Source organism: Candidatus Rokuibacteriota bacterium, assembly GCA_030647435.1.
Lineage (GTDB): Bacteria > Methylomirabilota > Methylomirabilia > Rokubacteriales > CSP1-6 > AR37.
This window is the reverse complement of record JAUSJX010000054.1, coordinates 62,140-85,930: the sequence shown is the minus strand read 5'-3', so window position 1 is coordinate 85,930 and position 23,791 is coordinate 62,140. Positions and strand designations below refer to the sequence as shown.

The window sequence follows — 23,791 nt, the reverse complement described above, 5'->3', positions numbered from 1 at the left end:
GTGGTCAGGCGAGGCGCAGCCGCAGGCGAGCCGAGCAACTCACGTGGTCAGGCGAGGCGCAGCCGCAGGCGAGCCGAGCAACTCACGTGGTCAGGCGAGGCGCAGCCGCAGGCGAGCCGAGCAACTCACGAAGACAGTTTCCGACGCCCAGCGTTGAGCGATCGCACCGAGGCCTTTGAAGCGGCGCTGAACCTGGCCCCGGGCAAGACGGCGCTGCTGGTGGTGGACATGCAGCGCGGCTTTCTCGACCCGGGCGAGGCGATGGAAGTGCCGCCCGCCCGCGACATCATTCCCCGGATCCGCACCCTCCTCGACCTCTTCCGCGAGAAACGCCTGCCCGACCTCTTTACCGAGTTCACCTATTCCGAGCGGGCGTCTCTCCTGGTGGGCGAGCTGCATCCCGAGCATCGCAAGGCTGCCCCGGGCGCTCCTCGCGGGTTCGGCATGGCTTCGTCCTCCTGCTTCGAGGGCGAGGCCAATCTCCGCGTCGTGCCCGAGCTCCAGCCCCGCCCGGACGAGCTGGTCGTGACCAAGTTCCACTACGACGGCTTCAACGGGACGCCGCTGGACGCTGCGCTCCGCGTCCGCGGCGTCACCCATCTGGTGCTGACCGGCACCATGACAGACATCTGCGTTCTGGCGACGATGATCGGGGGCATGAATCGCGAGTTCCGCATGACGGTCGTCGAGGACGCCACTGCCACCCTTTGGCCCGAGATCCAGCGCGCCACCCTCGACATCATCCGCCGCGCCTACGGCCGCGTCCTCACCGCCAAGCAGATCGCCGACGAGATCGGCCGATGGTAGCGTCGGCTCCCGCGGCATGGTAATTTCGTGGCCATGAACAACAGCTACCGCTTCTCGGGATGCATCCCCGCGAACCTGCTCCCCTTCACCGCCGACCTCCAGATCGACGTGGCGGCATACAAGAAGCACCTGCGCCGGCTGGCGGACACCAAGGGCGTGACGGCCATCGTGGCGAACGGCCATGCGGCCGAGGTGTCTTCGCTCTCCCGCGAGGAGCGCAAGCGGGCGCTGGCCCTCGCGCTCGAGGAAGTGGGCGGCAAGGTGCCGATCATCGCGGGCGTCTACTCGGACGGCACCCACGAGGCGATCGAGCTGGCGCGCGACGCCAAGGCCGCGGGCGCCTCGGGGCTCCTCGTCTTCCCGCCGACCATCTTCATGTGGGGCGCCCAGGTGAAGCCCGACATGGCGCTGCGCCACTTCTCCATGCTGGCGGACGGCGTGGACCTGCCGCTCATCGTCTTCGAGTATCCGCCGGCCTCGGGCATCGGCTACTCGCCCGAGACGCTCAGCGAGCTCTGCAAGATCCCGAGTGTCGTGGGCGTCAAAGACTGGTCCAACGACATTGTCGCCTACGAGAAGAACCTGCGCGCGCTCCGGGCCTCCGGGCGTCCCGTCGCGATGTTGTCGTCGTTCACGATGTCGTTGATGGCGAGCTTCTGCCTGGGTGCCGACGGGTGCATCTCGGGCATGGGCAGCGTCGCGGCAGACCTCCAGGCCGAGCTCTTCACCGCCGTGAAGGCGGGCGACCTCGCGCGTGCCCACCGCGCCAACGAGCGCCTGGCCCCGCTCGTGAGCGTGTTCTACGCGCCGCCATTCGTGGACATGCACAACCGCATGAAGGAGGCGCTTGTCCTGCTCGGCCGCATCCCGGCCGCGCACGTGCGGCCGCCGCTCACGCCGGTCTCCGACGACGAGCGTCAGCGGATCCGGCTGGCGCTGAGGGCCTCCGGACTGTCTGCCTAGCGTATCGGTACACCGCCAAGCCGCGGGGACCATGGAGCGAGTGGGTGCCTGAAATCAGCAGGTTCTTTGGCATCATCATCGCCATGTTCTACAACGATCACGCGCCACCACATTTCCATGCGCGCTACGGAGAGCAGCGGGTCCTTGGATTGGTGATGAAGTGGGCATCGCTTCATCAGGAGGAGCTGCGGGAAGATTGGCGACTGGCCGAGCGACAGGCGCCGCTCAGGTCCATCGCGCCATTGGAGTGATGCCATGATGAAGGATGTGGTCGGGGCCAAGCCGCTGGACGGCTTCCGGTTGCACGTGCGTTTCGAGGACGGTGTGGAAGGTGAGATTGATCTGACCGGTCTCATCCGCTTCGAAGGAGTGTTCGCTCCCCTGCGAGACCCGGCACGGTTTTCTGAGGTCCGGGTGCATCCTGAGCTCGGAACCGTGTGCTGGCCTAACGGAGCCGACCTCGATCCCGATGTACTGTACGCCAGGATCTCCGGCAAGCCCATTAGACTTGCTTGTGAGGAAACTCGTCCCTCCTGAAATCACGGGCCGGCCTGCTCGACTAGCTGCCGGGTGCCGCGCGCGCCAGCTCGGCGATCTTCTCCATCAGCCGGTCGGCGATCTTCTGCCACGTTTCCTTCGTGTTCGGCAGCGCGCGCAGATCGTCCACGCTGAACGGCGGCCCGATCACGATGTCGACGCGCTTCCCGATACGCGGGACCACGGATCCGATGGGCAGCACCTGGTCGAGCCCGCGGTGGAAGCACGGCACCACGGCGGCGCCGGTCTCGTAGAGCACCCGGCCCACGCCCGGCCGGCCGTGGCCCAGAGTCCCGCTGCGGGTCCGCGTCCCCTCGGGGAAGGTCCGCACGCAGCCGCCCTCCCGGAGCGCCGCGATGATCCGGTCCATCGCGGGCTGGAAGATCCCCTCGCCGCGGCGGACCGGAATGCACTTCATCCGCCGCATGAACCAGCTTATCAGCGGGCCCTTGAAGAAATTGCCCGCCTCGGGAACGTGATACGGGATGAAGTCGTACTCCCAAAAGATGCGCGGCCAGAAGATCAGCGTATCCACGAGACCGTCGTCGAAGATGGTGACGTGGTTCGAGGCGAAGACGAGCGGCAGGCGTGCCCCTTGGAGGTGATGCTTGCCCACGATCCGCGTCCGGTTCAGCACCTGCATCAGGACGGTGCACACCGGCACCACGAGCAGGCAGGTCAGGCACCAGGTGACGACTCGGTTCAATCTCTCACGGATGTCCATTGGAAGGGTCTGACCGGGCGGACAGTAGCCGGGGCGGGCCCCGGCGTCAAGCCGCCCGGCTCCGGCCGGGCGCTCCCCCGGGCCGCTTGCGGGGCTGGGCGCCTTGCGGTATAAGGGGGGCCACCCGATGGCGCCACAGAAACCTACGACGTCCCGGAGTCCCGAGGAAACCGCGCTGCTGCGAACGGCCCAGCGTCGCTTCCCGGGCGGTGTGCTCGGCGGCTACTACGCCCCCGACGATCTCCAGTTCATCGTCAAGGAAGCCCGCGGCGCCCACCTCTACGACTTCTCCGGGCGCGAGTACCTCGACTACCTCCTGGGCTCGGGCCCCATGGTGCTGGGCCACGCCCACCCGGCGGTGATCGAGGCCGTCGAGGCGCAGCTCAGGCGGGGCACGACGTACTTCCAGCTCTCCGAGCCCGCCGTGGCCCTGGCCGAGGAGATCTGCCGGGCCATGCCCTGCGCCGAGCAGGTGCGCTATACCTCCTCGGGCAGCGAGGCGACGTTCTTCGCGTTGCGCGTGGCGCGGGCCTTCCGCAAGCGCGACAAGATCCTGAAGTTCGAGGGCGGCTTCCACGGCACCCACGACTACTCCCTGATGAGCGTGGGGCCGAAGGCGCCCAAGGCCTTCCCCGCGCCCACGCCCGACTCGGCCGGCATCCCGCACGCCATCGGCGACGAGGTGCTGATCGCGCCCTTCAACGACCTGGCGGAGACCGAGGCCATCATCGCCGCGCACCACGAGAGCCTGGCGGCCGTGATCATGGAGCCCTTCCAGCGGCTGATCATCCCGGACAGGGGCTTCCTGGCGGGCGTGCGCGAGGTCACGCGCCGCTACGATCTGCCGCTCATCTTCGACGAGATCGTGACAGGCTTCCGCTTCGCTTACGGCGGCGCCCAGGAGTACTACGGCGTCGTGCCGGATCTCGCGGCGGTGGGCAAGATCATCGGCGGCGGCTTCCCGCTGGCGGCCGTGGTCGGTCGCGAGGAGATCATGCGCCACCTGGCGCCCGCCATGGAGACCACGGGCGAGTTTGTCCAGCAGGCGGGCACGCTCAACGGCAACCCGGTTGCGGCGGCCGCGGGGCTGGCCACGCTCGCCGAGCTCCGCAAGCCGGGCGCCTACGAGCGTCTCTTCGCAACCGGCAACCGCGTCAAGACGGCGCTCGTGGAGGCCGCAAGGCGCGCGGGCTTCCAGGCGCAGGTCGCGGGCGAGGCGCCGGTCTTCGAGATCTACTTCACCGACCGCCCCATCACCGACTACCGGGCCACGCTGACGGCCGATCGGGCGCTCCACGCGGCGTTCACCCGCGCGCTCCTCGAGCGGGGGGTGGTCAAGGCAGCGCAGAAGATCTACGTCTCCCTCGCTCACAGTGAAGAAGACATCCAGCGGACCGTCCAAGCATTCACCGCGGCTTTCGAGGCCGTGGCCGAGCAGCGACCGTAACGCCCACTAAGGAGGGCAAGGACCATGGCGGAGAAATGGACAGAGGAGAAATGGGCCCAGGCTGAAGACTTCTGGTACAGCGGCAAGACCACCCGGCGCCGCTTCATCGGCTTCGGCGCCGCGGCGGCAGGGGCGCTTGGCGCCACCGTGGCCGTGCCCGCGTGGTGGCGGGACGCCTTCGGCCAGGCCAAGCCGTACAAGGTCGGCACGCTGCAGCCGCTCAGCGGCGCGGCGGCCGCGGGCGGCAAGACGGCGCTGGTCGGCGTGCAGATGGCTGTGGACCGCATCAACAAGTCGGGCGGCCTCACCGGCCGGCCCATCGAGCTGATCATCGGCGACTACGAGTCCAAGCCCGATGTCGGCCGGCGCAGGGCCGAGAAGCTCGCCCTCGAGGACAAGATCGACGCCCACGTGGGCGGCTACCTGTCCAACGTGTGCCTGGCCTGCATGCCGGTCTGGGACGAGCACAAGATCGTCAACATGATCGGGGTGTGCCTCGATACCACGATCACCACGAGCAAGTGCAGCAAGTTCACCTTCCGGCCCTTCGACTACGCCCCCGCGCAGGCGGTGGCCTTCGCGCCGTACATGGTGAGCAAGCTCGGCAAGAAGTGGCACATCGTCTTTGCGGACTACGCCTGGGGCCAGTCCACCCGCGACGCTTTCGCCGACGAGATCAAGAAGAACGGCGGCGAGATGGTCGGCAGCACGGGCATCCCCCTCGGCACGGCCGACATGACGCCGTTCCTGTCGAAGATCAGCGGCAGCTTCGACGGACTCTTCGGCATCTTCTTCGGCGGCCAGGGCATCTCGTTCGTGACCCAGACCTTCGACCTCGGCATGTCGAAGAAGTACAAGATCGCCGGCGATGGCGCCATGACACCCTCGGTGAGCCTGCCCGCCATCGGCGCCAAGGGCGAAGGCTTCGTCGGCATCGACCGCTACATCCCGGTGCTGGAGGGGCCGCTCAACACGCCCCATCACAAGAAGTTCCTCGACGACGCGGTGGCGCGACTCAAGGCCATCGACCCGTCGGGTCCCCTCCCCGACCGTTTCGTGCAATCGAACTTCGAGGCCGTCAACTTCCTCAAACTCGGGATCCAGAAGTCGGGCTTCCGCGGGCGCGAGGACTCGATGAAGCTCATCGCGGCCCTCGAGGGCATGGAGGTCAAGGAGAGCGACGACTTTCCGCAGGGCGACAAGACGCTGCGCAAGGAGGACCACCAGGCCTTCCTGCGGGAGTTCATCTACGAGCTCAAGAACGTCAAGCACCGGCTGCTGGAGATCGTGCCGAAGGAAAAGACCCTGGTCCCGGCGGCCTGCAAGTTCGCGTAGCGTGATGGTGGACCAATCCCGAGGGAGCGCTCCGGCGGAGCTCGGCCGGGGCGCTCCTTCGGGTCCCATTCTGCGCACCGAGGGACTCACGATGCGGTTCGGCGGCCTCGCGGCCGTCAACAACGTGAGCCTCTCGGTCCCGCGGGGCGAGATCCGCGCCATCATCGGTCCCAACGGCGCGGGCAAGAGCACCTTCTTCAACTGCCTGACCGGTGTCCTCCGACCCACCGGCGGGCGCATCCTCCTCGACGGCGAGGACGTGGCCGGACTGCCGCCGAACCGGATTTCCCGCAAGGGCATTGCGCGCTCGTACCAGATCACCAACATTCTGCCCGGCGCCACCGTGCTCGAGAACGTCCGTATCGCCGCCCAGTCGCGGCAGCATGGCTGGAGCCTGCTGAGCCACCACCGCGCCTTCGGCGACCTGATCGACCGGGCGCGAAGCGTGCTGGAGGCGGTGGCGCTCCGCGAGAAGGAAGAGGAGCTGGCGGCCAACCTCTCGCACGGCGAGCAGCGCAACCTCGAGATCGGCATCGCCCTGGCCACCGAGCCCCGGCTCCTGTGCCTCGACGAGCCGACGGCCGGAATGAGCGTCACCGAGACCCACGCCACGGTCGACTTGATCCGCCGCATCGCCCGCGACCTGACCATCCTCATCGTGGAGCACGACATGGAGGTCGTGATGGGCCTCGCGCGGACGATCACCGTGCTCCACTACGGCGAGGTGCTCGCCGAGGGAACGCCGGCCGAGATCCAGGACAACCCGCGGGTGCAGGAGGTCTACCTCAAGACCTGATGCTCGCGCTCACGGAGGTTCACACCTACTACGGCAAGAGCCACATCCTGCTCGGCGTCTCCCTCGAGGTGCAGCCGGGCGAGGTGGTCGGTCTCCTCGGCCGGAACGGCGTCGGCAAGAGCACCACGCTCAAGACGGTCATGGGGCTCGTGCGGCCGTCGGGGGGACACGTGCGCTTCGAGGGGCGCGAGATCGCGGGCACGGCGCCCCACCGCCTCGCCCATCTCGGCATCGCCTGGGTACCCGAAGACCGCCGCATCTTCCGGCTCCTCACGGTCATGGAGAACCTGCGCACGGGGCTCGACCGGCCGGGGATGACCGAGGCCCGGCGGCGCGAGCTGCTCGACAAGGTCTACGCCCATTTCCCCGTGCTGGCGGAGCGGCGGAGCCAGGCGGGGGGCACGCTGTCCGGCGGCGAGCAGCAGATGCTCGCCATCGCGCGCGCCATGATGCTCGAGCCCAAGATCATCCTCCTCGACGAGCCGACGGAGGGGCTGATGCCGCGCATGGTCGGCCAGATCCGCGAGATCATCACGCTGCTCCACCAGGACAGCGTGGCGATCCTGCTGGTCGAGCAGAACGTGCCGCTCACCCTGGACGTCAGCGATCGCGTCTACATCATGGAGAAGGGTCTCGTCCGCCACCACGCCACGGCCGCCGAGCTGCGGGCCGACCACGCCGTCATCCACCAGTACCTGGGGGTCTAGCCGTGGCGATCCCCTTCGAGCAGATCCTCATCCAGACGGTCAACGGGCTCGTCAACGGGATGATCCTCGCGCTCGTGGCCTCAGGGCTGACGCTCATCTTCGGGATCATGGACGTGGTCAACTTCGCCCATGGCGACCTCGTGATGCTAGGCGGATTCACGGGCGCGGTGACCATCACGGCGACGGGCAATTTCTGGCTCGCCCTCCTCGTCGCCGTGCTCGTCATCGCGGTGTTCGGCGCCGCGCTCCAGGCGACGACGCTGCGCCCGCTGCTGGGCCGCGATCCCCTCACCACCATCCTCGCCACCTTCGGCATATCGCTCGTGCTCCAGAAGTACGCGCTGTGGCAGTGGGGACCGTCGGCGCGCAGGATCCAGGAGCCCCTCACCGGCCAGTTCCAGCTCTTCTACCTGCAGTACCCGTGGTACCGAGTGCTCACCGCCGTCCTCTCGGCGGCCATCATCGGCGGCTTCTGGCTCTTCCTCAGGCATGGCAAGTACGGCATCTGGATCCGCGCCACCATGCAGGACCGCATCATGGCCTCGGCCATGGGCATCCCGGTCCCGTGGGTCCACACCGGCGTCTTCGCCATCGGCGCCGGCATGGCCGCCGCCAGCGGGGTGCTCTTCGGCCCCCTCGGCGGAGTCACGCAGAACATGGGACTCGACTTCACGCTGCGGGCCTTCATCGTGGTGGTGGTGGGCGGGATGGGCAATCTCGGCGGCTCCATCTTCGCCGCGATCCTCATCAGCCTGCTCGAGGCCTACGCCTCCCTGGTCGTGAGCCCGGCCCAGGCGGTGATCGTCTCCTTCGTGGTCCTGATCCTCACGCTCCTCTTCCGGCCCACGGGCCTCTTCGTCCCAACGCCGAAGTGAGGCCCCCGAAGTGAGGATCCAATGATCGCCCGCCGCGCGCCCACCGCCTACTGGACCGGCTTCGCCGTCGTGCTGGCCCTGCTGGCCATCGCCCCCCTCGTGTTGCCGGAGTTCTGGCGACGCTTCGTCACCGAGATCCTGATCTGGGGCCTGCTGGCCATGTCCTCGGACATCCTGATCGGCTACACGGGCATGGTCTCCTTTGGCCACTCGGTCTTCTTCGGGCTGGGCATATACGGGGCAGCCGCCGCCCTCCTTTCCGTCAAGCCACCGAACCTGTGGCTGGCGCTCCTCTACGGGCTGACGGCTGCCGGTCTGGCCGCCGTCTTCGTGGCCTACTTCTCCACACGGCTGCGCGACATCTACTTCGCCATCACGACGCTCGTCTTCTCCCAGATCTTCTACGTCATCATCTTCACGTGGACCGCGGTCACGGGCGGCGAGAATGGGCTGACCTTCGCCCAGCCGTTGCTCTCTCTCCCCGGCCTCGGGGCGGCGCGCTTCACCCCGGAGACCCTTCACTGGTTCGTGCTCGGGGTGGTGACGGTCTCGTACCTGCTCCTCCGGCGCATCACCCAGTCGCCGTTCGGGATGGTGCTGCAGTCCATCCGCGAGAACGAGCCGCGGACCCGGGCCATCGGCTACGCCGTCGAGCGCTACAAGATCGTGGCGGTCATGCTCTCTGGGCTCTTCGCGGGCCTGGCCGGCGTCCTCTACGCGGTCCAGAACAAGTTCGCCGCGCCCGACTTCGTCTTCTTCGCGGTCTCCGGCGAGGTCGTGATCTTCAACGTGATGGGCGGCATGGGCACGCTGGTGGGGCCGGTGGCGGGCGCGGCCTTCTTCCTGCTGCTGCGCGAGGGCGTCTCGCGCTACTTCACCGAGTACTACCTGATCCCGGTGGGCATCATCTTCACCGCGATGGTGATCTTCATGCCCCAAGGCCTCCTCGGCTTCGCCAGGCGCCGCCTGAACCAGTAGACGGCGTCAGCGCCCCGTGCTCCCGAAGCCGCCCTCGCCGCGTGCGGAGTCGGGCAGCCGTTCCCCCTCCACAAGGCGCGCGCGCGCCACGGGCTGGACGACCAGCTGGGCGATGCGTTCGCCGCGCTCGATGCCGATGGCCTCGGCGCCGTGGTTGATCAGCAGCACCTTCAACTCGCCGCGGTAGCCCGAGTCGATGAGCCCCGGCGCGTTGAGCACGGTCACGCCCTTCTGCATCGCGAGGCCCGAGCGCGGCAGCACGAACCCTGCGTGGCCCTCGGGGATGGCGACGGCGAGCCCGGTGGGGACGAGCCGCCTCTCGCCGGGCTCGAGCGTCACGGCCTCCGAGGCGCGCAGGTCGAGTCCCGCGTCACCCGGCTTCGCGTAGGCGGGCAGCGGCAGCCCGCTATCCAGCCTGACGGCGGCGATGTCCACCAGATGCGTCCCGGCCTCCCGATGCTCCTGTGCCTTGGCCACCTTGACCTCCCGTCACGCCGGGGCCCGGCGGGATCGGCTGCGGTGAGCCGAGATTAGCAGAACCGGTGCGCCTGTATCCGATTTGAGTCGTTGACGGGCCGCGGGGGCGTCCCGACACTGGCGCCATGCTGGCCCGGGTGCGCTCGGCCACGGTTTTCGGCATCGAAGCTGCCGACGTCTTCGTCGAGGTGGACGTGGCCCCGGGCCTGCCGTCCTTCACGACGGTAGGCTTGCCGGATTCCGCCGTGCGCGAGAGCCGCGACCGCGTGCGCGCCGCGATCCGGAACGCAGGGCTCGACTTCCCTGTGGACCGCATCACGGTCAACCTCGCCCCCGCCGACCTCCGCAAGGAAGGCGCGGCCTTCGACCTGCCGATGGCGCTCGGCATCCTTTCTGCGACGGGGATCGTCAAGCCGGGGCTCATCGAGGACGCGATCGCCCTCGGCGAGCTCTCGCTCGACGGGCATATCCGGCCGGTCCGCGGCGTGCTGCCGGTGGCGCTCCACTGCCGGCGCCGCGGCGTCCCGCGGCTTCTCGTTCCGGCGGGCAACGCGGCCGAGGCCGCCGTCGTCAGCGGCGTCGGCATCATCCCGCTCGCCACGCTTCACGACGCCGTCGAGTACCTGAACGGCGAGCGCGACATCCCTCCTCACCGTCACGATTCCGACGGCTGGAACACGAATCCGGAGCCCGACGGTCTCGACCTCGCCGACGTGCGGGGCCATGCGTGGGCCAAGCGCGCGCTCGAGATCGCCGCGGCGGGCGGCCACAATCTCCTCATGCTGGGCCCGCCGGGCTCGGGCAAAACGATGCTCGCCCGCCGCCTCGCCACCATCCTGCCGCCGCTCGCGCTCGAGGAAGCCATCGAGATCACCGCGGTGTGGAGTGTGGCCGGGCTCCTGCCGGCGGGGCACGGCCTCGTGCGCGAGCGGCCGTTCCGCGCGCCTCACCACACGGCCTCCGGAGCGGGGCTTATCGGCGGCGGCAGCGTTCCGCATCCGGGTGAAGTGAGTCTCGCGCACCTGGGCGTCCTCTTCCTGGACGAGCTACCCGAGTTCTCCCAGCGCGTCCTTGAATCGCTGCGCCAGCCTCTCGAAGACGGCACCATGGTCGTCTCGCGCGCCGCCGGCAGCGCGGCCTTCCCCGCCCGCTTCCAGCTGGTGGGCGCCGCCAACCCGTGCCGGCGGGGCTGCGGGTCACTCGAGGCGTGCGTGTGCACGGCAGGCGAGAAGCGTCAGTACCTGGCGAGGCTGTCGCGGCCGCTCCTGGACCGCATCGACCTTCACCTCGAGGTGCCCGCCGTGGCGTACGCCGAGTTGTCGGCAGGCGGGGGAGAGTCCTCGACGGCGGTGCGCGCGCGGGTCGAGACCGCGCGCGGGCGCCAGGCCGAACGCCTCGCGGGCTCGGGCGCGCGCGTCAACGCGCGGATGAGCGGGCGCCAGGTGCGCCGCTTCTGCCCGATACCGCCGGAGGCGACGCGATTGCTCGCGCAGGCGGTCCTCCGCCTCGGCCTTTCCGCCCGCGGCCACGACCGCGTCCTGAAGGTCGCGCGCACTATCGCCGACCTGGCGGGATGTGAGAGGATAAGCGCGGAGTACGTGTCCGAGGCCGTCCAGTACCGCGGCCTCGACCGCGGCCTCTGATCTTCAGATCAAGGAGACCCGCATGCCGACCTCGCATCCGATGACGCTGACCCGCGAGGGGACGACCCTCCTGATCGTGGACATGCAGGAGCGCCTCTTTCCGGCCATGGACGCCGACCACCGCGAGGAAGTCATGCGCAACATCAAGGTCCTCGCCGCGACAGCCCGGCGGCTGCGCCTGCCCGTGGTGGCGACGGAGCAGTACCCGAAGGGCCTCGGCCACACCTTGCCCGAGCTCCGCGACACGCTCGGGCCCGAGATCCAGGCCGTACCGAAGGTCAGCTTCTCCTGCTGGGCTGCGGAGGAAGTGCGCGCGCGGCTCCGCGCGGCCGGTACGCGCCGCGTGATCCTGGTTGGGATCGAGGCGCACGTCTGCGTGCTGATCTCGGCGCTCGAGCTCATGAGTGAGGGCCTCGCCGTGCACGTGCCCGCCGACGCCGTCACCTCGCGAACCCAGGGCAACTGGCGGCTCGGCGCGGAGCAGCTGAGACAGGCGGGCGCCGTGGTCACAGCCACCGAGACCATCGTCTTCCAGCTCCTCGGCCAGGCCGACACGGACGACTTCCGGGAGCTCGCCCGCCTCGTCCGCTGATGCCGCGCTATTTCGACATTTGCTCGACGGTCCTGATCGTGGTGGGCTACGGCATCCTGCCCGAGGAGGAAGACCGCCCGGGCGCCTACGACCTGAAGCGCGAGATCGTCTCACGCGGCCTGGGCGCGGAGAGCCGCGGCGCGGTGGTCGTGACCGACATGTGGATGGTCAACCAGGAGATGGCCGAGCTCTTCCCCGCCATCGCCGTGGGCGGCCCCGGCGTGAACGCCTTCGCGGCCCAGATCTACGAAGAGCTGCCGGTGGCGTTCACGCGCGACGAGCGCGTCTTCATTCAGATGAGCGGCGGGCAGATGAGCGGCGGGCAGATGAGCGGCGGGCAGATGAGCGGCGGGCAGATGAGCGGCGGGCAGATGAGCGGCGGGCAGATGAGCGGCGGGCCGGGAAAGCGCGCGGCGCTGTGGGGCATGGACCAGGAGGCGACGCGGGAGGCGGTAGAGCGCTTCGTGAAGGACGGCTTCCTGGATCGCTTCCTCGATGCGGTCTGGAAGCGGAACGGCTAGCGGACGGTCGGTCCGGCCTTCCCCCGCGGGATATTCGTGATGGTGACGGTCCCGTCGGTCTCCATGTAGCGATAGACGACGCTGCGCACGAACCTGCCGCTCCCCGCGCCGCCCGAACCCAGGATCTTCTGGACGTACTGCTGGGTCTCGGCATACGGCGGAACGCCGCCGTAGTGGTCCACGGCCTTCTCCCCCGCGTTGTACGCCGCCAGGGCGAGTGACACGTTGCCCGGGTACTTGTCGAGGAGATAGCGGAGGTGGCGCACCCCGCCTTCGATGTTCTCCCGCGGGTCGAAGACGTCGCGCACGCCGAGCGACGAGGCCGTGCGCGGCATGAGCTGCATCAGCCCCTGGGCGCCCTTGTTGGACACGGCCCGAGGGTTGAAGGCCGACTCCACGCGGATCACCGCTTCGACGAGGTCGGCCGCCACGCCGTGGCGCGCGGCGATCTCGCGGATCTCGTCGCTGAAGCGCGAGCGGATCCCCTCGGGCAGCCTGAGCCAGCCCCGCGCGGTCCCGGACAGCGTACCGACGCGCCGGAAGCGCGGGTCCGTCGGCGCATTGGTGAAGTGGGCGACGCCGTCCTCGTCCACCCAGCGGTAGAGACCCGAGGCGAAGGCGGCGGGCGCCAGGGCCATGATCAGGGTCAGTGAGGTGAGGACGGCGAGCAGAACCACAGTAGAACGAAGATAGCGAACAGGAGCCGATCTCGCAAACTGAAAACGGCTGCCGAATTCCGGCAGCCGTTTCCTCCTTCCAGAACGGCTACTTGACCTTAGTTCCGCGAAGACAGCAGGGCGTCCCGAATCCGGCCGCCGCGGGGCAGAGCGTCTTCGAGGGCCAAGTCGAGCACTTCCTGCACCGAGTCCACGAGATGGAAGGTCATGGTCTCCCGGAGGCGCTTGGGCACGTCCTCGAGCAAATTCTTCTCATTCCGCCGCGGCAGGATGACCGTGCGGACACCCGCGCGCCGGGCCGCGAGCACCTTCTCCTTGATGCCGCCCACCGCGAGGACGCGGCCGGACAGCGTCACCTCTCCCGTCATCGCCAGCCGCGGCTTGACGGGCCGCTGGCTCATCAGCGAGGCCAGCACCGTGACCATGGTCACGCCGGCCGAGGGGCCGTCCTTGGGGATGCCGCCGGCCGGGACGTGGACGTGGATGTCCGACGTGTCCCAGAAATCGGACCGGATGCCGAGATCCGCGGCGTGCGAGCGGACCCACGACAGCGCGGCCTGCGCCGACTCCTTCATCACGTCGCCCAGCTGCCCGGTGAGCGTGAGCGTCTTGCTGCCCTGCATGCGCGTCGCCTCGATGAAGAGGATGTCGCCGCCCGCCGCCGTCCAGGCCAGGCCCACGGCCACGCCGGGCACGCGAGTGCGCTCCTCGAGCTCTTCCACCAGGAAGCGGGGGGCGCCCAGGAGCTCGCCTACAAGCTCGGGTGTCACCTCGACCGGCTCCGTCGACCCTTCCACCCGCCGCTTGGCGACCTTGCGCGTGATCGCGGCGATCTCGCGCTCGAGATTGCGGAGCCCCGCCTCCCGCGTGTAGTACCGCACGAGCTGGGTCAGCGCGGCGTCGGTCCAGCGGATCTGCTCGCCCTCCACAAGACCGTGATCCCGCGCCTGCTTGGGCACGAGGTGCTGGCGCGCGATCCGAACCTTCTCCTCTTCCGTGTAGCCGGGCAGATCGATGATCTCCATCCTGTCGCGGAGCGCGGGCGGCACGGTGTCGAGGAGGTTGGCTGTCGTGATGAAGAGCACGCGCGACAGGTCGAACGGCACGTCCACGTAGTGGTCGCGGAAGGCGGCGTTCTGCTCGGGGTCGAGGACCTCGAGGAGCGCCGAGGCCGGGTCGCCGCGGAAGTCCATCCCCAGCTTGTCGATCTCGTCGAGCATGAGGACCGGGTTCTTGGACTCGGCGCGGCGCAGTCCCTGGATGATCTGGCCCGGCAGCGCACCGATATAGGTCCGCCGGTGGCCGCGGATCTCCGCCTCGTCCCGCATCCCCCCGAGCGAGATCCGGTGGAACTTCCGCCCGAGCGCCCGTGCGATCGAACGTCCAAGCGAGGTCTTGCCGACCCCTGGCGGGCCCACGAAGCAGAGGATCGGATCCCGGCCGATCGGGCGGATAGTCTTGACCGCAAGGTACTCGAGGATGCGGTCCTTGACCTTCTCGAGCCCCGAGTGGTCCTCGTCGAGGACCGCGCGCGCGGCCGTCAGGTCGAGCGAGTCCTCGGTCTCCTTGCTCCACGGCAGCGCCACGAGCCACTCGAGGTACGTCCGCGCCACGGTGTACTCGGCGGCCGCGGGCGACATCCTCGAAAGCCTGTCGAGCTCGCGCAGGGCCTCTTTCTTGGCCTCGTCGGTCATCCCGGCTGCTTCGATCTTCTCCCGAAGCTCGTCGATCTCCTGGGTGCGCTCGTCAGTCTGGCCGAGCTCCTTCTGGATGGCCTTGAGCTGCTCCCGGAGGTAGTAGTCGCGCTGGGTCTTGCCCACCTCGGACTCGACCTGGGACTGGATGCGGGAGCCGAGCTCCAGCACCTCCGCCTCCTTGGTCAGCGCCGGCACGAGACGCGCGAGCCGCGCCTTGACATCGGCCGTGGCGAGCAGCTCCTGCTTCGTCTGGGTCGAGAGCGAAGGCAGCGAGGCCGCGATGGCGTCGGCGACCCGCCCGGGATGCGTGAGCTGCGCGACCGCGTCGGCGATCTCGTCAGGAAGGAGCGGCGAGAGCTCCGCGATCCGCCTGAAGAGCGTCGTGGCGTTGCGCGTGAGCGCCTCGGTCTCGAGATCGCCCGGGGCCGGCATGATGTCCGGCACCTCCTCAACGCGCGCGCGCAGGAACGGCTGGGTCTGTACGACCTCGAGGAGGCGGATGCGCGTGAGCCCCTGCACCGCCATGCGGACGGACCCGTCCTGCTGCCTGAACACCTTGTGGATGGAGGTGTAGGTGCCGACCCTGTGGAGATCGCTCTCCTGCGGCTGGTCCAGCGCCGGATCCAGCTGCCCGAATGTGCCGATGGCAGCGCCGGCGCGCACCGCATCCTTGATGAGCTTGACCGAGGACTCGCGCCCGGCGGCCAGCGGCAGCATCGCCTGCGGGAAGAGCACGGTGTCGCGCAGAGGGAGCACCGAAATCACGTCGGGCACACTCGTGCCTGCGTCGTTCGTCACCACGTCCGCCTTCAGTTCTTCAGCCATTTTCGATTCGTCCTTTCAGAGCCCGCTTAAAAGAGATCCACGGGCTTCAAGTGGCTCGAAGCCGCCCGCACCAGCGCCTCGCTGCGGCCGCGGCTCGCGGCATCCCGCGCGTCGTCCATCCCGCTCCGCACGTGGCTCGTGAGGTCCTCGAGCTGGTGCTGCATGTCCATCATGCGGCGCCTCATCTTTAAGATGATCTCGATGCCCGCGAGATTCACCCCGAGATCCCGCGCCAGCCGGACCACCCTGGCGATCTCCTCCACGTCCTCGGACGAATACATGCGCGTCCGGCCCTCGGTGCGGGAGGGGCGGATCAGGCCCTTCTTCTCGTACATCCGGAGCGTCTGGGGGTGGAGCCTGAGCATCTCCGCCACGACGCCGATCATGTAGACTGGCTTGCCCTTGTCGGTCACGCTCTCGCCTCCTGCCGCGGCGACGCCGGCAGGAGCCGGCCGATCTCGCGGAAAAGCTCCTGCGTGCGGGCGTCGATTCCGCGCGGGATGGCCACGCGCACGGTGACGTAGAGGTCGCCCCGGCCCTCGCCGCTCAGGCGCGGCAGCCCCCGGCCCCGCAGGCGGAGCACCTGGCCGCTTTGCGTTCCCGGCGGCACCACGACCTCCGCCGTTCCTTCGAGGGTGAGCACCGGCGCGCGGACCCCCAGCACGGCCTCGACCACGGTCACCGCCACCTCGATGTAGAGGTTGTCGCCCTTTCGGGTGAACGCCGTGTCCTCGCGCACGCGCGTGATGACCATCAGGTCTCCGCGCGGCCCGCCGAACGGGCCGGCATGTCCCTCGCCGGGCACACGCAGCTGGACGCCGGTGTCCACGCCGGCCGGGATGGCGACGGCTACTGTAGCGGTCTCTGGGCGCGCGCCGCGGCCACGGCACTCGGAACAGGGATCACTGACCCGCTCGCCGGCCCCGTCGCAGGCCGGACAGGTCTCCGGGGCGATCGCGCCCCGGTCCGTCCAGACGGCACCCGTGCCGCCGCAGTGACCGCAGCGCACGGCAGCTGCCCCCGGGCGGCTGCCCGTTGCCTGGCAGGCGCGGCAGGGTGAGAGACGCTCCACCACCACGTCGGTGGCGACACCCGAGGCGGCCTGCTGGAAGGACAGCTCGACCGGCACGTGGAGACTCTCTCCGCGACGGCCGGCCATCGGCCGGGAGGCTCTCCCAGGGCGCTCGCTCCCCTCCCCGACCACAGGTCCGCGGTCGTAGAGAGTGCGCGCGGTCGGATCGCTCAGCACCCGGTAGGCCGCGACAATCTCCTCGAAGAGAGCCCCAGTGTCGCGGTCCAGGAAGTTGACGTCCGGAGAGTACCGCCGGGCCAAGCGCTGGTACGCCTGCCGAATCTGGACAGGCCTGGCGCTGACACTGACCTCGAGCACCGCGTAGTAGTCGCGTGGCATGGGTGGCTTCGCGGGGGCGGCCTGGATCATGGGCCGCCCCCGCGGGTCCCTACTTCTTGTCGCCGAGGTCCTTGAACTCGGCGTCGATCACGTCGCTCTTCGGGGCCTGGGCACCCGCGCCGTCACCGGAGCCGGCCTGGCCGCCCGGCGGCTGCGCGGAGGCCTGCGCCTCGCGGTACATCACCTCGGCGAGCTTGTGGGACGCCTTCGTCAGCGCCTCCTGCGCGCGCTTGATGCGGTCGAGGTCGTCGCCCTTGAGAGCCTCGCGCGCCTCGCCCATCGCCGCTTCGTTCGCCTGCTTGTCCTCGGCCGGAACCTTGTCGCCGAGGTCGCGCAGGGTCCGCTCGGTCGAGTAGACCAGCGAGTCGCACTGGTTCTTGACCTCGATGGCCTCTCGGCTCTTCGCGTCGTCGGCCGCGTGGGCCTCGGCTTCCTTCTTCATCCGGTCGATCTCATCCTTAGTGAGGCCGGACGAGGCCGTGATGGTGATGTTCTGCTGCTTGGCAGTCGCCTTGTCGCGCGCCGACACGTTCAGAATGCCGTTCGCGTCGATGTCGAACGTCACTTCGACCTGCGGCACTCCGCGCGCGGCCGGCGGGATCCCGTCCAGATGGAAGCGTCCGAGCGTGCGGTTGTCCCTGGCCATGGGCCGCTCGCCCTGGACCACGTGCACCTCGACCGACGGCTGGCTGTCCGAGGCCGTCGTGAATGTCTCGGTCTTCTTCGTCGGGATCGTGGTGTTGGCCTCGATGAGCCGCGTCATCACGCCGCCGAGGGTCTCGATGCCGAGCGACAGCGGCGACACGTCGAGGAGCAGAAGGTCCTTGACCTCACCCGTGAGTACCGCTGCCTGGACCGCGGCACCAACGGCCACCACCTCGTCCGGGTTGACGGTCTTGTTCGGCTCCTTGCCGAAGAGCTTCTTGACCTCCTCCTGCACCTTCGGCGTGCGGGTCTGGCCGCCCACCAGGATGACCTCGTCGAGGTCGCCGGCGCTGACGCCGGCCTGGCGCATGGCCTCACGGCACGGGGTCAGGCTGCGCTCGATCAGGTCAGCCACGAGGGACTCGAGCTTGGCGCGCGTGAGCGTGAGCACGAGGTGCTTAGGCCCGCTCGCGTCCGCCGTGATGAACGGCAGGTTGATCTCGGTCTGGACCACGGTCGAGAGCTCGCACTTGGCCTTCTCCGCCGCCTCCTTGAGGCGCTGGAGGGCCATGCGGTCCTTCCGGAGGTCGATGCCGTGCTCCTTCTTGAACTCGTCGGCGATCCAGTCCATGACCTTCTGGTCGAAGTCGTCGCCGCCGAGGTGCGTGTCACCGTTGGTCGCCTTGACCTCGACCACGCCCTCGCCGATCTCGAGGATGGAGATGTCGAAGGTGCCGCCGCCCAGGTCATAGACCGCGATCGTCTCGTCCTTCTTCTTGTCGAGGCCATAGGCGAGCGCCGCGGCCGTAGGCTCGTTGACGATACGCAGCACCTCGAGGCCCGCCACGGCGCCGGCATCCTTGGTCGCCTGGCGCTGGCTGTCGTTGAAATACGCCGGCACCGTGATGACGGCCTGCGTGACCTTTTCACCGAGGTACGCTTCCGCGGCTTCCTTCAGCTTGCGCAAGATGAGCGCGGAGATCTCGGGCGGCGAGTACTCCTTGCCCCGCGCCTCGACGCGCACATCTCCGTTCGGGGCCTTGACCACCTTGTAGGGAATGAGCTTTGCCTCCTGCAGCACTTCGTCGTAGCGCCGTCCCATGAAGCGCTTGATGGAAAAGATCGTGTTCTCAGGGTTGGTAATTGCCTGACGCTTCGCCACCTGCCCCACGAGGGTCTCGCCTTCCTTCGTGAAGGCCACCACGGATGGGGTTAGGCGACTCCCTTCCTGGTTGGCGATGACGGTCGGATCGCCACCCTCCACTACAGCCACCACCGAGTTCGTCGTCCCGAGGTCGATACCTATCACCTTCGCCATGTCGTTGTTCTCCTGTAGGAAGTCTCTCGTCAGCGGGCTCGGCGGCGGGACGGGGCGCCCCGCCGCCGGCCTGCTGCGTTACAGTACGTCGATCTTGACTTCCTTGCGCTTGACGGCCTCCACCTTCGGCAGCGTCACGGTCAGTACGCCCTCGCGGTAGCTCGCGCGGACCTTGTCTGCCTGCACCGGGATCGGGAGCTGGAAGACCCGCTCGACGCGCCCGGCCCACCGCTCTGCGCGGACCGGCCGAAGAAAGTGTCGAAGAGACGGTTCACCTCGAACTGTATGTCACCGAGCTCACGCGCCCCTACCCGCGGCTCCAACCCCTGACCGAACGGGCGCCAACGCGTCACAGCCATAGCACTCCTCCCTGTGTAGTCCGGACGCCACCGAGGACACCCTCAAATCTTAGTCTGTCTAACTTATATATGCTGCGCGGATACCTGTCAAGTTGGTCTGATTTATTTTCTAAATTACTGAAATATAGGGGTAGTGCTATGGTTTAAACTTATGAAGCTGGGTTGCGCCGGCTGCCTGATCCTCCTAGTCGTCCTGACCTTCGTGGCCGCGCTGGTCGGCGGCTTTTTCTTCCTGTCCGGCAACATCTTTGAGGAGCCCCACTTCGAGGCCCTCGACTGGAGCCGGTCCGACGCTTCGGCCGCCCGGTCAACTCTTCGAGAGATCATCCGGCGGGACGCCGGTCAATCGGAGCGCCAGGATCCAGTCCTCCTCAGCGAGCGCGAGATCAATGCCCTTGTAGCCCGCCACCTGGCTGAGACAGCTGGGCTGCGCTTCGACCCGTTCGCCATAAGGCTCGCCCAGGGTCAGTTTCTTCTGCAGGGCCGGACGGTCCTTCGCAGCCTCTTGCAGGGCCCGCCCTTCGCCCAGCTCGCTGCCTACCTGCCGGCGTCGCAGCTCGACCGGCCCATCTGGATCACTGTCCGCGGCTACATTGCGGTCCAGCCGGGGGAACCGGGTGGCAAGCCCGGTCAAGCGCGCGTTGTCCTGACCGAGTTCAACCTGGGGAGGCAGCCGCTCGGCAACTGGCCGTTCTCCGTCGTGATGGGCTCTGCGGGAGCGCGGCTGCTCAAATGGCAGGTGCCGGGAACCCTGCGCGACGTCGACATCGAGAACCGGCGGGTCGTGATCCGGACGCGCTAGCCCCCGGCTGCGCCCTTGGCGGCGCGGACGAAGCGCAGCTGGAGGTCGTACAGCATCTCCTCCAGGAGGTGGCTCTCTTGGTCGGTGCGGTTGCCCTCCGTCTTGACCCGGAGGAGCGAGAGAAGATCGATGGCCTCTTTCGCCTGCTCGAGATCGAGAACGCGCTCACCCGTCTCCGGATCGGCCGCCTCGCCGAGGTTCACGAGCGCCGAGCTTGCGAGCATTATGAAGAGGCCTTGGAGATCGGGGCCTCCCTGGGGCGCCGGGGCCGGTCCCTGGGACGCGGAGCCCGTGGCAGCGGCGCCTGGGGCTTGGGCGGCGGGGTCGGGCGGTGCCGGGGCGGTGGGCGACTCGTCGGTTTCGTCGCGGCGTCGCCTGTCCGTGACCTTGAACGTTTCGTCTTCAGCCATGCGATGTCTTCATGGAGGGCGGCCAGAGCCTAGCATGCGGCCCCAAGACCTTCAAGGAGCCGACCCCCTTGTGTATAATGCTGTGGCGACCTCGGGATCGCTCATGGCAGACTCCGCCGGCGTTCTCTTCGAAGCACTGCTGTCCCTCATGGGCCGCCTAAGGGGCGAGGAGGGTTGCCCGTGGGATCGCGAGCAGACGCGCGCCTCCCTCAAGCCTTACCTGATCGAAGAAACCTACGAAGCGCTCGAAGCCCTGGACGAGGGGCGGACCGACCACATCGTCGAAGAGCTGGGAGACGTTCTCTTCCAAGTGGTCTTCCACTGCCAGATAGCCCAGGAACAGGGCGAGTTCACCATGGCAGAGGTTTTGCAAGAGATTCTCCGGAAGATGACAAGCCGGCACCCCCATGTCTTCGCGGATGCCCAAGTGGCCGATGCCCGTCAGGCGCTGAGCCAATGGGAGCGGATCAAGAGGGCCGAGGGCCGCGGCGACGGGAGCCCAAGGTCGGCGCTCGACGGTGTGCCCCAAAGCCTACCGTCGCTCTTGCGTGCGCAGCGCGTGCAGGTAAAGGCCGGGCGCGTCGGCTTCGACTGGCCCACGTGGCGGGAGGCATGGAGCAAGGTGCGCGAGGAGATGGCGGAGACCGATGAGGCGGTGGCCGCAGGCGATGCCGCGCGGATCAGGGCCGAGATCGGCGACCTGCTCTTTTCTCTCGTAAATGTAGCCCGGCTGCTTGAAATTGATGCCGAGGACTCGCTTCGAAAGGCCACCGATACGTTCACCCGACGTTTCAGGGAGGTGGAGGCCGCGATGAGGGCCGAGGGCCGGCAGGTGGACGAGGCGTCCGCGGAAGATCTCGACCGGGAATGGGAGGCAGCGAAGTCGCGCGAGGCGTCCGGCCGGGGCGGGGCGGGGCGATGAAGGTCAAGATCGGCAGCACCACGTTCTCGGTCGTCCGGGGCGATATCACCGAGGTGGAGGTGGACGCGGTCGTGAACGCGGCCAACGCCGAGCTCTGGATGGGCACCGGCGTGGCGGGCGCGATGAAGCGCAAGGGCGGCACCGTGATCGAGGAGGAGGCCGTGCGCCAGGGTCCGATCGAGCCGGGCGAGGCTGTGCTGACCGTCGCCGGCAACCTGCCCGCGACCCACGTCATCCACGCCGCCGCCATGGGACGCGACCTCAAGGCCGACGCGGACAAGATTGCCGCGGCCACGCGCTCATCGCTCGCAATCGCCGAGAAGCACCGGATGCTGTCCATCGCCTTCCCCGCCCTGGGCTCTGGCGTGGGCGGCGTGCCTCCGGCTCAGTCCGCGGACACCATGATCTCGACCGTCGTCGAGCACGTGCGCGCGGGCAAGACGAGCCTGCAGAAGGTGGTCTTCGTCCTCTACCAGGATGAAGCCCTCAAGGCGTTCTCCGACGCCCTGCGGCGCCTCGCGGGGGCCAGTTGAAGGGGCCCGCGGCCCCTGGAACCGAACCGATGGCAGAACCCAAGCTCGGACAACCAGTCAGCCGGCGCCTTGGCGATCTCCTCGTCCGCGAGGGACTGATCGACAACGAACAGCTCGCCCGCGCGCTCCAGGAACAGAAGGGCTCCAACGACAAGCTCGGGTCCATCCTCGTCAAGCTCAACTTCGTCACCGAAGAGAAGCTGATCGCGTTCCTGTCGCGGCAGTATGGCATCCAGTCGATCACGCTTTCCCAGCTGGACGTCGACCCGGACGTGCTCAAGCTCGTGCCGGAGCAGATCGCGCGCAAGTACGAAGTCCTGCCCGTCAAGCGCCAGGGCAACCAGCTGACGCTCGCCATGGGGGACCCGACGAACGTCTTCGCGCTGGACGACGTCGGGTTCATGACGAACCTCCTGGTCGTCCCGGTCGTCGCCTCCCAGGTGGCGATTCGCCAGGCCATCGACCGCGCGTACGACAGCACGGGCGGGGGCATCGCCGACATCGTCTCGGAGATGGAGGGAGCCGCCGCCGACGTCGAGCTGGTCGAGGGCGACGACGAGGTCGCCGCCAAGGTCGACGTCTTCGAGCTGAAGGAGTCGGCCGACGAGGCGCCCGTCGTGCGCCTCATCAACATGATCCTGGTCGACGCCATTCGCCGGGGCGCGTCCGACATCCACCTCGAGCCCTACGAAAAGGTCTTCCGGGTGCGGTTCCGCGTCGACGGCGTCTTGCACGAGATCATGACGCCGCCGAAGCGCCTCGAGGCCGCGCTCACCTCGCGCGTCAAGATCATGGCGAGCCTGGACATCGCGGAGCGGCGCCTCCCGCAGGATGGCCGGATCAAGCTCCGCTTCAACCAGCGCGAGATCGACTTCCGCGTCTCCACGCTGCCGACGATCTTCGGCGAGAAGACCGTCATGCGCATCCTCGACAAGGACTCGCTGCAGCTCGACCTGACCATGCTCGGCTTCGACCCGTGGAGCCTCGAGCAGTTTACCAAGGCCATCCACAACCCGTACGGCATGATCCTGATCACTGGGCCCACGGGCTCGGGCAAGACGACCACGCTCTACTCGGCCATCCACACCATCAACTCGCCCGACATCAACATCATGACCGCCGAGGACCCCGTCGAGTACAACCTCAAGGGCGTCAACCAGGTCCAGATCAACGAGGAGATCGGGCGCACCTTCGCCGGGGCGCTGCGCGCCTTCCTGCGCCAGGATCCGGACGTCATCCTGGTCGGCGAGACGCGCGACCTCGAAACGGCCCAGATCGGCATCCGGGCCGCGCTGACCGGCCACCTGGTGCTGACGACGCTGCACACCAACGACTGCCCGTCCACCGTGGCGCGCCTGCTCGACATGGGCATCCCGCCCTTCCTCGTGTCCTCCTCTCTGATGCTGATCCTCGCCCAGCGGCTCGGACGCCGGGTGTGCAAGGACTGCAAGCAGCCGTACGAGGCCGACGAGGAGACGCTCGTGCCCTACGGCCACATCTCGCAGGGGCTGGGCAAGGTCAACTTCTACAAGGGCAAGGGGTGCGCGGCGTGCAGCTTCACGGGCATGAAAGGGCGCGTGGCCATCTACGAGGTCATGCCGGCATCTCAGGAGATCCGCGACCTGATCATCCGGAACGCGCCGACGGCCGAGATCGGCGAGACGGCGCAGGCCCAGGGCATGAAGACGCTCCGGCAGAACGCGCTTCAGAAGGTGCTCGACGGCATGATGACCGTGGAAGAGGTGCTCCGGGTTACCCTTGGATAGCACGAGACCAACAGAGGAGAACGC

25 protein-coding genes and 1 pseudogene are annotated in these 23,791 nt (G+C 68.3%); 17 read left to right on the top strand and 9 right to left on the bottom strand.

Annotation, left to right across the window (positions count from 1 at the left end):
• Positions 1 to 153 precede the first annotated feature (153 nt).
• The 4 genes from Q7W02_10055 to Q7W02_10040 are packed head-to-tail and all read left to right on the top strand — an operon-like array spanning position 154 to position 2,307.
• On the top strand, positions 154 to 807 hold the full coding sequence (locus tag Q7W02_10055; protein MDO8476519.1) for an isochorismatase family cysteine hydrolase: 654 nt from the start codon (positions 154 to 156) through the stop codon (positions 805 to 807).
• A gap of 33 nt (positions 808 to 840) precedes the next feature.
• Positions 841 to 1,770, top strand: coding sequence for a dihydrodipicolinate synthase family protein (locus Q7W02_10050; GenBank protein ID MDO8476518.1), 930 nt, complete (start codon positions 841 to 843; stop codon positions 1,768 to 1,770).
• A 44-nt stretch (positions 1,771 to 1,814) separates the two neighbouring features.
• A complete protein-coding gene (locus Q7W02_10045) occupies positions 1,815 to 2,021 on the top strand; it encodes a DUF4160 domain-containing protein (protein ID MDO8476517.1) in 207 nt (68 codons plus the stop codon).
• A 4-nt stretch (positions 2,022 to 2,025) separates the two neighbouring features.
• On the top strand, positions 2,026 to 2,307 hold the full coding sequence (locus Q7W02_10040; protein MDO8476516.1) for a DUF2442 domain-containing protein: 282 nt from the start codon (positions 2,026 to 2,028) through the stop codon (positions 2,305 to 2,307).
• 22 nt (positions 2,308 to 2,329) lie between these two features.
• Here Q7W02_10040 and Q7W02_10035 read toward each other — a convergent pair whose 3' ends face one another.
• A complete protein-coding gene (locus tag Q7W02_10035) occupies positions 2,330 to 3,031 on the bottom strand; it encodes a lysophospholipid acyltransferase family protein (GenBank protein ID MDO8476515.1) in 702 nt (233 codons plus the stop codon).
• 127 nt (positions 3,032 to 3,158) lie between these two features.
• On the opposite strand from Q7W02_10035, the gene Q7W02_10030 reads away from it, so the two are divergent.
• The 6 genes from Q7W02_10030 to Q7W02_10005 all read left to right on the top strand — a co-directional run bounded on the left by Q7W02_10030 (position 3,159) and on the right by Q7W02_10005 (position 9,169).
• Positions 3,159 to 4,478: an aminotransferase class III-fold pyridoxal phosphate-dependent enzyme gene (locus Q7W02_10030; GenBank protein ID MDO8476514.1), complete on the top strand. Its 1,320-nt coding sequence runs from the start codon at positions 3,159 to 3,161 to the stop codon at positions 4,476 to 4,478.
• Positions 4,479 to 4,502: 24 nt separating this feature from the next.
• The gene (locus Q7W02_10025) at positions 4,503 to 5,813 is read left to right on the top strand and encodes an ABC transporter substrate-binding protein (GenBank protein ID MDO8476513.1); all 1,311 of its coding nucleotides are present in this window, start codon (positions 4,503 to 4,505) and stop codon (positions 5,811 to 5,813) included.
• Positions 5,814 to 5,904: 91 nt separating this feature from the next.
• Positions 5,905 to 6,609, top strand: a complete 705-nt coding sequence (locus Q7W02_10020) for an ABC transporter ATP-binding protein (GenBank protein ID MDO8476512.1) — start codon at positions 5,905 to 5,907, stop codon at positions 6,607 to 6,609.
• On the top strand, positions 6,606 to 7,316 hold the full coding sequence (locus Q7W02_10015) for an ABC transporter ATP-binding protein (GenBank protein ID MDO8476511.1): 711 nt from the start codon (positions 6,606 to 6,608) through the stop codon (positions 7,314 to 7,316). The genes Q7W02_10020 and Q7W02_10015 overlap by 4 nt, the downstream gene beginning before the upstream one ends.
• A gap of 2 nt (positions 7,317 to 7,318) precedes the next feature.
• Positions 7,319 to 8,191 carry a branched-chain amino acid ABC transporter permease gene (locus Q7W02_10010; protein ID MDO8476510.1) on the top strand — a complete coding sequence of 291 codons (873 nt, stop codon included), beginning with the start codon at positions 7,319 to 7,321 and terminating at the stop codon, positions 8,189 to 8,191.
• A gap of 21 nt (positions 8,192 to 8,212) precedes the next feature.
• Positions 8,213 to 9,169, top strand: a complete 957-nt coding sequence (locus Q7W02_10005) for a branched-chain amino acid ABC transporter permease (protein ID MDO8476509.1) — start codon at positions 8,213 to 8,215, stop codon at positions 9,167 to 9,169.
• A gap of 6 nt (positions 9,170 to 9,175) precedes the next feature.
• Here the strand turns inward: Q7W02_10005 and dut are convergent, their stop codons facing one another.
• Entirely contained in the window at positions 9,176 to 9,646 is a 471-nt protein-coding gene (gene dut / locus Q7W02_10000) for a dUTP diphosphatase (GenBank protein MDO8476508.1), read from the bottom strand.
• Between the two features lie 125 nt (positions 9,647 to 9,771).
• Between dut and Q7W02_09995 the strand changes: the two genes are divergently transcribed.
• The 3 genes from Q7W02_09995 to Q7W02_09985 are packed head-to-tail and all read left to right on the top strand — an operon-like array spanning position 9,772 to position 12,402.
• Positions 9,772 to 11,289: a YifB family Mg chelatase-like AAA ATPase gene (locus tag Q7W02_09995; GenBank protein ID MDO8476507.1), complete on the top strand. Its 1,518-nt coding sequence runs from the start codon at positions 9,772 to 9,774 to the stop codon at positions 11,287 to 11,289.
• A gap of 22 nt (positions 11,290 to 11,311) precedes the next feature.
• A complete protein-coding gene (locus Q7W02_09990; GenBank protein ID MDO8476506.1) occupies positions 11,312 to 11,881 on the top strand; it encodes an isochorismatase family protein in 570 nt (189 codons plus the stop codon).
• On the top strand, positions 11,881 to 12,402 hold the full coding sequence (locus tag Q7W02_09985; GenBank protein ID MDO8476505.1) for a hypothetical protein: 522 nt from the start codon (positions 11,881 to 11,883) through the stop codon (positions 12,400 to 12,402). The genes Q7W02_09990 and Q7W02_09985 overlap by 1 nt, the downstream gene beginning before the upstream one ends.
• On the opposite strand, the gene Q7W02_09980 is transcribed toward Q7W02_09985, so the two are convergent.
• The 6 genes and pseudogenes from Q7W02_09980 to Q7W02_09955 all read right to left on the bottom strand — a co-directional run bounded on the left by Q7W02_09980 (position 12,399) and on the right by Q7W02_09955 (position 19,206).
• The gene (locus tag Q7W02_09980) at positions 12,399 to 13,079 is read right to left on the bottom strand and encodes a lytic transglycosylase domain-containing protein (protein MDO8476504.1); all 681 of its coding nucleotides are present in this window, start codon (positions 13,077 to 13,079) and stop codon (positions 12,399 to 12,401) included. The genes Q7W02_09985 and Q7W02_09980 overlap by 4 nt on opposite strands.
• Before the next feature lie 98 nt (positions 13,080 to 13,177).
• Entirely contained in the window at positions 13,178 to 15,601 is a 2,424-nt protein-coding gene (lon, locus tag Q7W02_09975; protein MDO8476503.1) for an endopeptidase La, read from the bottom strand.
• Positions 15,602 to 15,627: 26 nt separating this feature from the next.
• Positions 15,628 to 16,014, bottom strand: coding sequence for a helix-turn-helix transcriptional regulator (locus Q7W02_09970; protein ID MDO8476502.1), 387 nt, complete (start codon positions 16,012 to 16,014; stop codon positions 15,628 to 15,630).
• Positions 16,011 to 17,012, bottom strand: a complete 1,002-nt coding sequence (locus Q7W02_09965; GenBank protein ID MDO8476501.1) for a DnaJ C-terminal domain-containing protein — start codon at positions 17,010 to 17,012, stop codon at positions 16,011 to 16,013. The genes Q7W02_09970 and Q7W02_09965 overlap by 4 nt, the downstream gene beginning before the upstream one ends.
• Before the next feature lie 49 nt (positions 17,013 to 17,061).
• Positions 17,062 to 18,975 carry a molecular chaperone DnaK gene (gene dnaK / locus Q7W02_09960; protein ID MDO8476500.1) on the bottom strand — a complete coding sequence of 638 codons (1,914 nt, stop codon included), beginning with the start codon at positions 18,973 to 18,975 and terminating at the stop codon, positions 17,062 to 17,064.
• A 78-nt stretch (positions 18,976 to 19,053) separates the two neighbouring features.
• Positions 19,054 to 19,206, bottom strand: a pseudogene (locus Q7W02_09955) (Hsp20 family protein).
• 279 nt (positions 19,207 to 19,485) lie between these two features.
• On the opposite strand from Q7W02_09955, the gene Q7W02_09950 reads away from it, so the two are divergent.
• Positions 19,486 to 20,136: a hypothetical protein gene (locus tag Q7W02_09950; GenBank protein ID MDO8476499.1), complete on the top strand. Its 651-nt coding sequence runs from the start codon at positions 19,486 to 19,488 to the stop codon at positions 20,134 to 20,136.
• On the opposite strand, the gene Q7W02_09945 is transcribed toward Q7W02_09950, so the two are convergent.
• Positions 20,133 to 20,546 carry a DUF1844 domain-containing protein gene (locus tag Q7W02_09945; GenBank protein ID MDO8476498.1) on the bottom strand — a complete coding sequence of 138 codons (414 nt, stop codon included), beginning with the start codon at positions 20,544 to 20,546 and terminating at the stop codon, positions 20,133 to 20,135. The genes Q7W02_09950 and Q7W02_09945 overlap by 4 nt on opposite strands.
• A 103-nt stretch (positions 20,547 to 20,649) precedes the next feature.
• On the opposite strand from Q7W02_09945, the gene mazG reads away from it, so the two are divergent.
• Genes mazG through pilB form a run of 3 tightly spaced genes read left to right on the top strand, consistent with a single transcriptional unit; the run spans position 20,650 to position 23,767 of the window.
• Positions 20,650 to 21,468 (top strand): nucleoside triphosphate pyrophosphohydrolase, encoded by an 819-nt coding sequence (gene mazG / locus Q7W02_09940; protein MDO8476497.1) that lies wholly within the window; start codon positions 20,650 to 20,652, stop codon positions 21,466 to 21,468.
• A complete protein-coding gene (locus tag Q7W02_09935; GenBank protein ID MDO8476496.1) occupies positions 21,465 to 22,001 on the top strand; it encodes a macro domain-containing protein in 537 nt (178 codons plus the stop codon). Before mazG ends, Q7W02_09935 begins: the two co-directional genes overlap by 4 nt.
• Before the next feature lie 29 nt (positions 22,002 to 22,030).
• Complete coding sequence (gene pilB, locus Q7W02_09930) at positions 22,031 to 23,767, top strand: type IV-A pilus assembly ATPase PilB (GenBank protein ID MDO8476495.1); 1,737 nt, start codon at positions 22,031 to 22,033, stop codon at positions 23,765 to 23,767.
• Positions 23,768 to 23,791 lie beyond the last annotated feature (24 nt).

Excerpts from the sequence above, each read along its gene's own strand:
- Q7W02_10050 (MDO8476518.1), top strand. The coding sequence starts at position 841 with ATGAACAACAGCTACCGCTTCTCGGGATGCATCCCCGCGAACCTGCTC.
- Q7W02_10040 (MDO8476516.1), top strand. The coding sequence starts at position 2,026 with ATGATGAAGGATGTGGTCGGGGCCAAGCCGCTGGACGGCTTCCGGTTG.
- Q7W02_10035 (MDO8476515.1), bottom strand. The coding sequence starts at position 3,031 with ATGGACATCCGTGAGAGATTGAACCGAGTCGTCACCTGGTGCCTGACC.
- Q7W02_10030 (MDO8476514.1), top strand. The coding sequence starts at position 3,159 with ATGGCGCCACAGAAACCTACGACGTCCCGGAGTCCCGAGGAAACCGCG.
- Q7W02_10025 (MDO8476513.1), top strand. The coding sequence starts at position 4,503 with ATGGCGGAGAAATGGACAGAGGAGAAATGGGCCCAGGCTGAAGACTTC.
- Q7W02_10020 (MDO8476512.1), top strand. The coding sequence starts at position 5,905 with ATGCGGTTCGGCGGCCTCGCGGCCGTCAACAACGTGAGCCTCTCGGTC.
- Q7W02_10005 (MDO8476509.1), top strand. The coding sequence starts at position 8,213 with ATGATCGCCCGCCGCGCGCCCACCGCCTACTGGACCGGCTTCGCCGTC.
- Q7W02_09995 (MDO8476507.1), top strand. The coding sequence starts at position 9,772 with ATGCTGGCCCGGGTGCGCTCGGCCACGGTTTTCGGCATCGAAGCTGCC.
- Q7W02_09990 (MDO8476506.1), top strand. The coding sequence starts at position 11,312 with ATGCCGACCTCGCATCCGATGACGCTGACCCGCGAGGGGACGACCCTC.
- Q7W02_09985 (MDO8476505.1), top strand. The coding sequence starts at position 11,881 with ATGCCGCGCTATTTCGACATTTGCTCGACGGTCCTGATCGTGGTGGGC.
- lon (MDO8476503.1), bottom strand. The coding sequence starts at position 15,601 with ATGGCTGAAGAACTGAAGGCGGACGTGGTGACGAACGACGCAGGCACG.
- Q7W02_09965 (MDO8476501.1), bottom strand. The coding sequence starts at position 17,012 with ATGCCACGCGACTACTACGCGGTGCTCGAGGTCAGTGTCAGCGCCAGG.
- dnaK (MDO8476500.1), bottom strand. The coding sequence starts at position 18,975 with ATGGCGAAGGTGATAGGTATCGACCTCGGGACGACGAACTCGGTGGTG.
- Q7W02_09950 (MDO8476499.1), top strand. The coding sequence starts at position 19,486 with ATGAAGCTGGGTTGCGCCGGCTGCCTGATCCTCCTAGTCGTCCTGACC.
- Q7W02_09945 (MDO8476498.1), bottom strand. The coding sequence starts at position 20,546 with ATGGCTGAAGACGAAACGTTCAAGGTCACGGACAGGCGACGCCGCGAC.
- mazG (MDO8476497.1), top strand. The coding sequence starts at position 20,650 with ATGGCAGACTCCGCCGGCGTTCTCTTCGAAGCACTGCTGTCCCTCATG.
- Q7W02_09935 (MDO8476496.1), top strand. The coding sequence starts at position 21,465 with ATGAAGGTCAAGATCGGCAGCACCACGTTCTCGGTCGTCCGGGGCGAT.
- pilB (MDO8476495.1), top strand. The coding sequence starts at position 22,031 with ATGGCAGAACCCAAGCTCGGACAACCAGTCAGCCGGCGCCTTGGCGAT.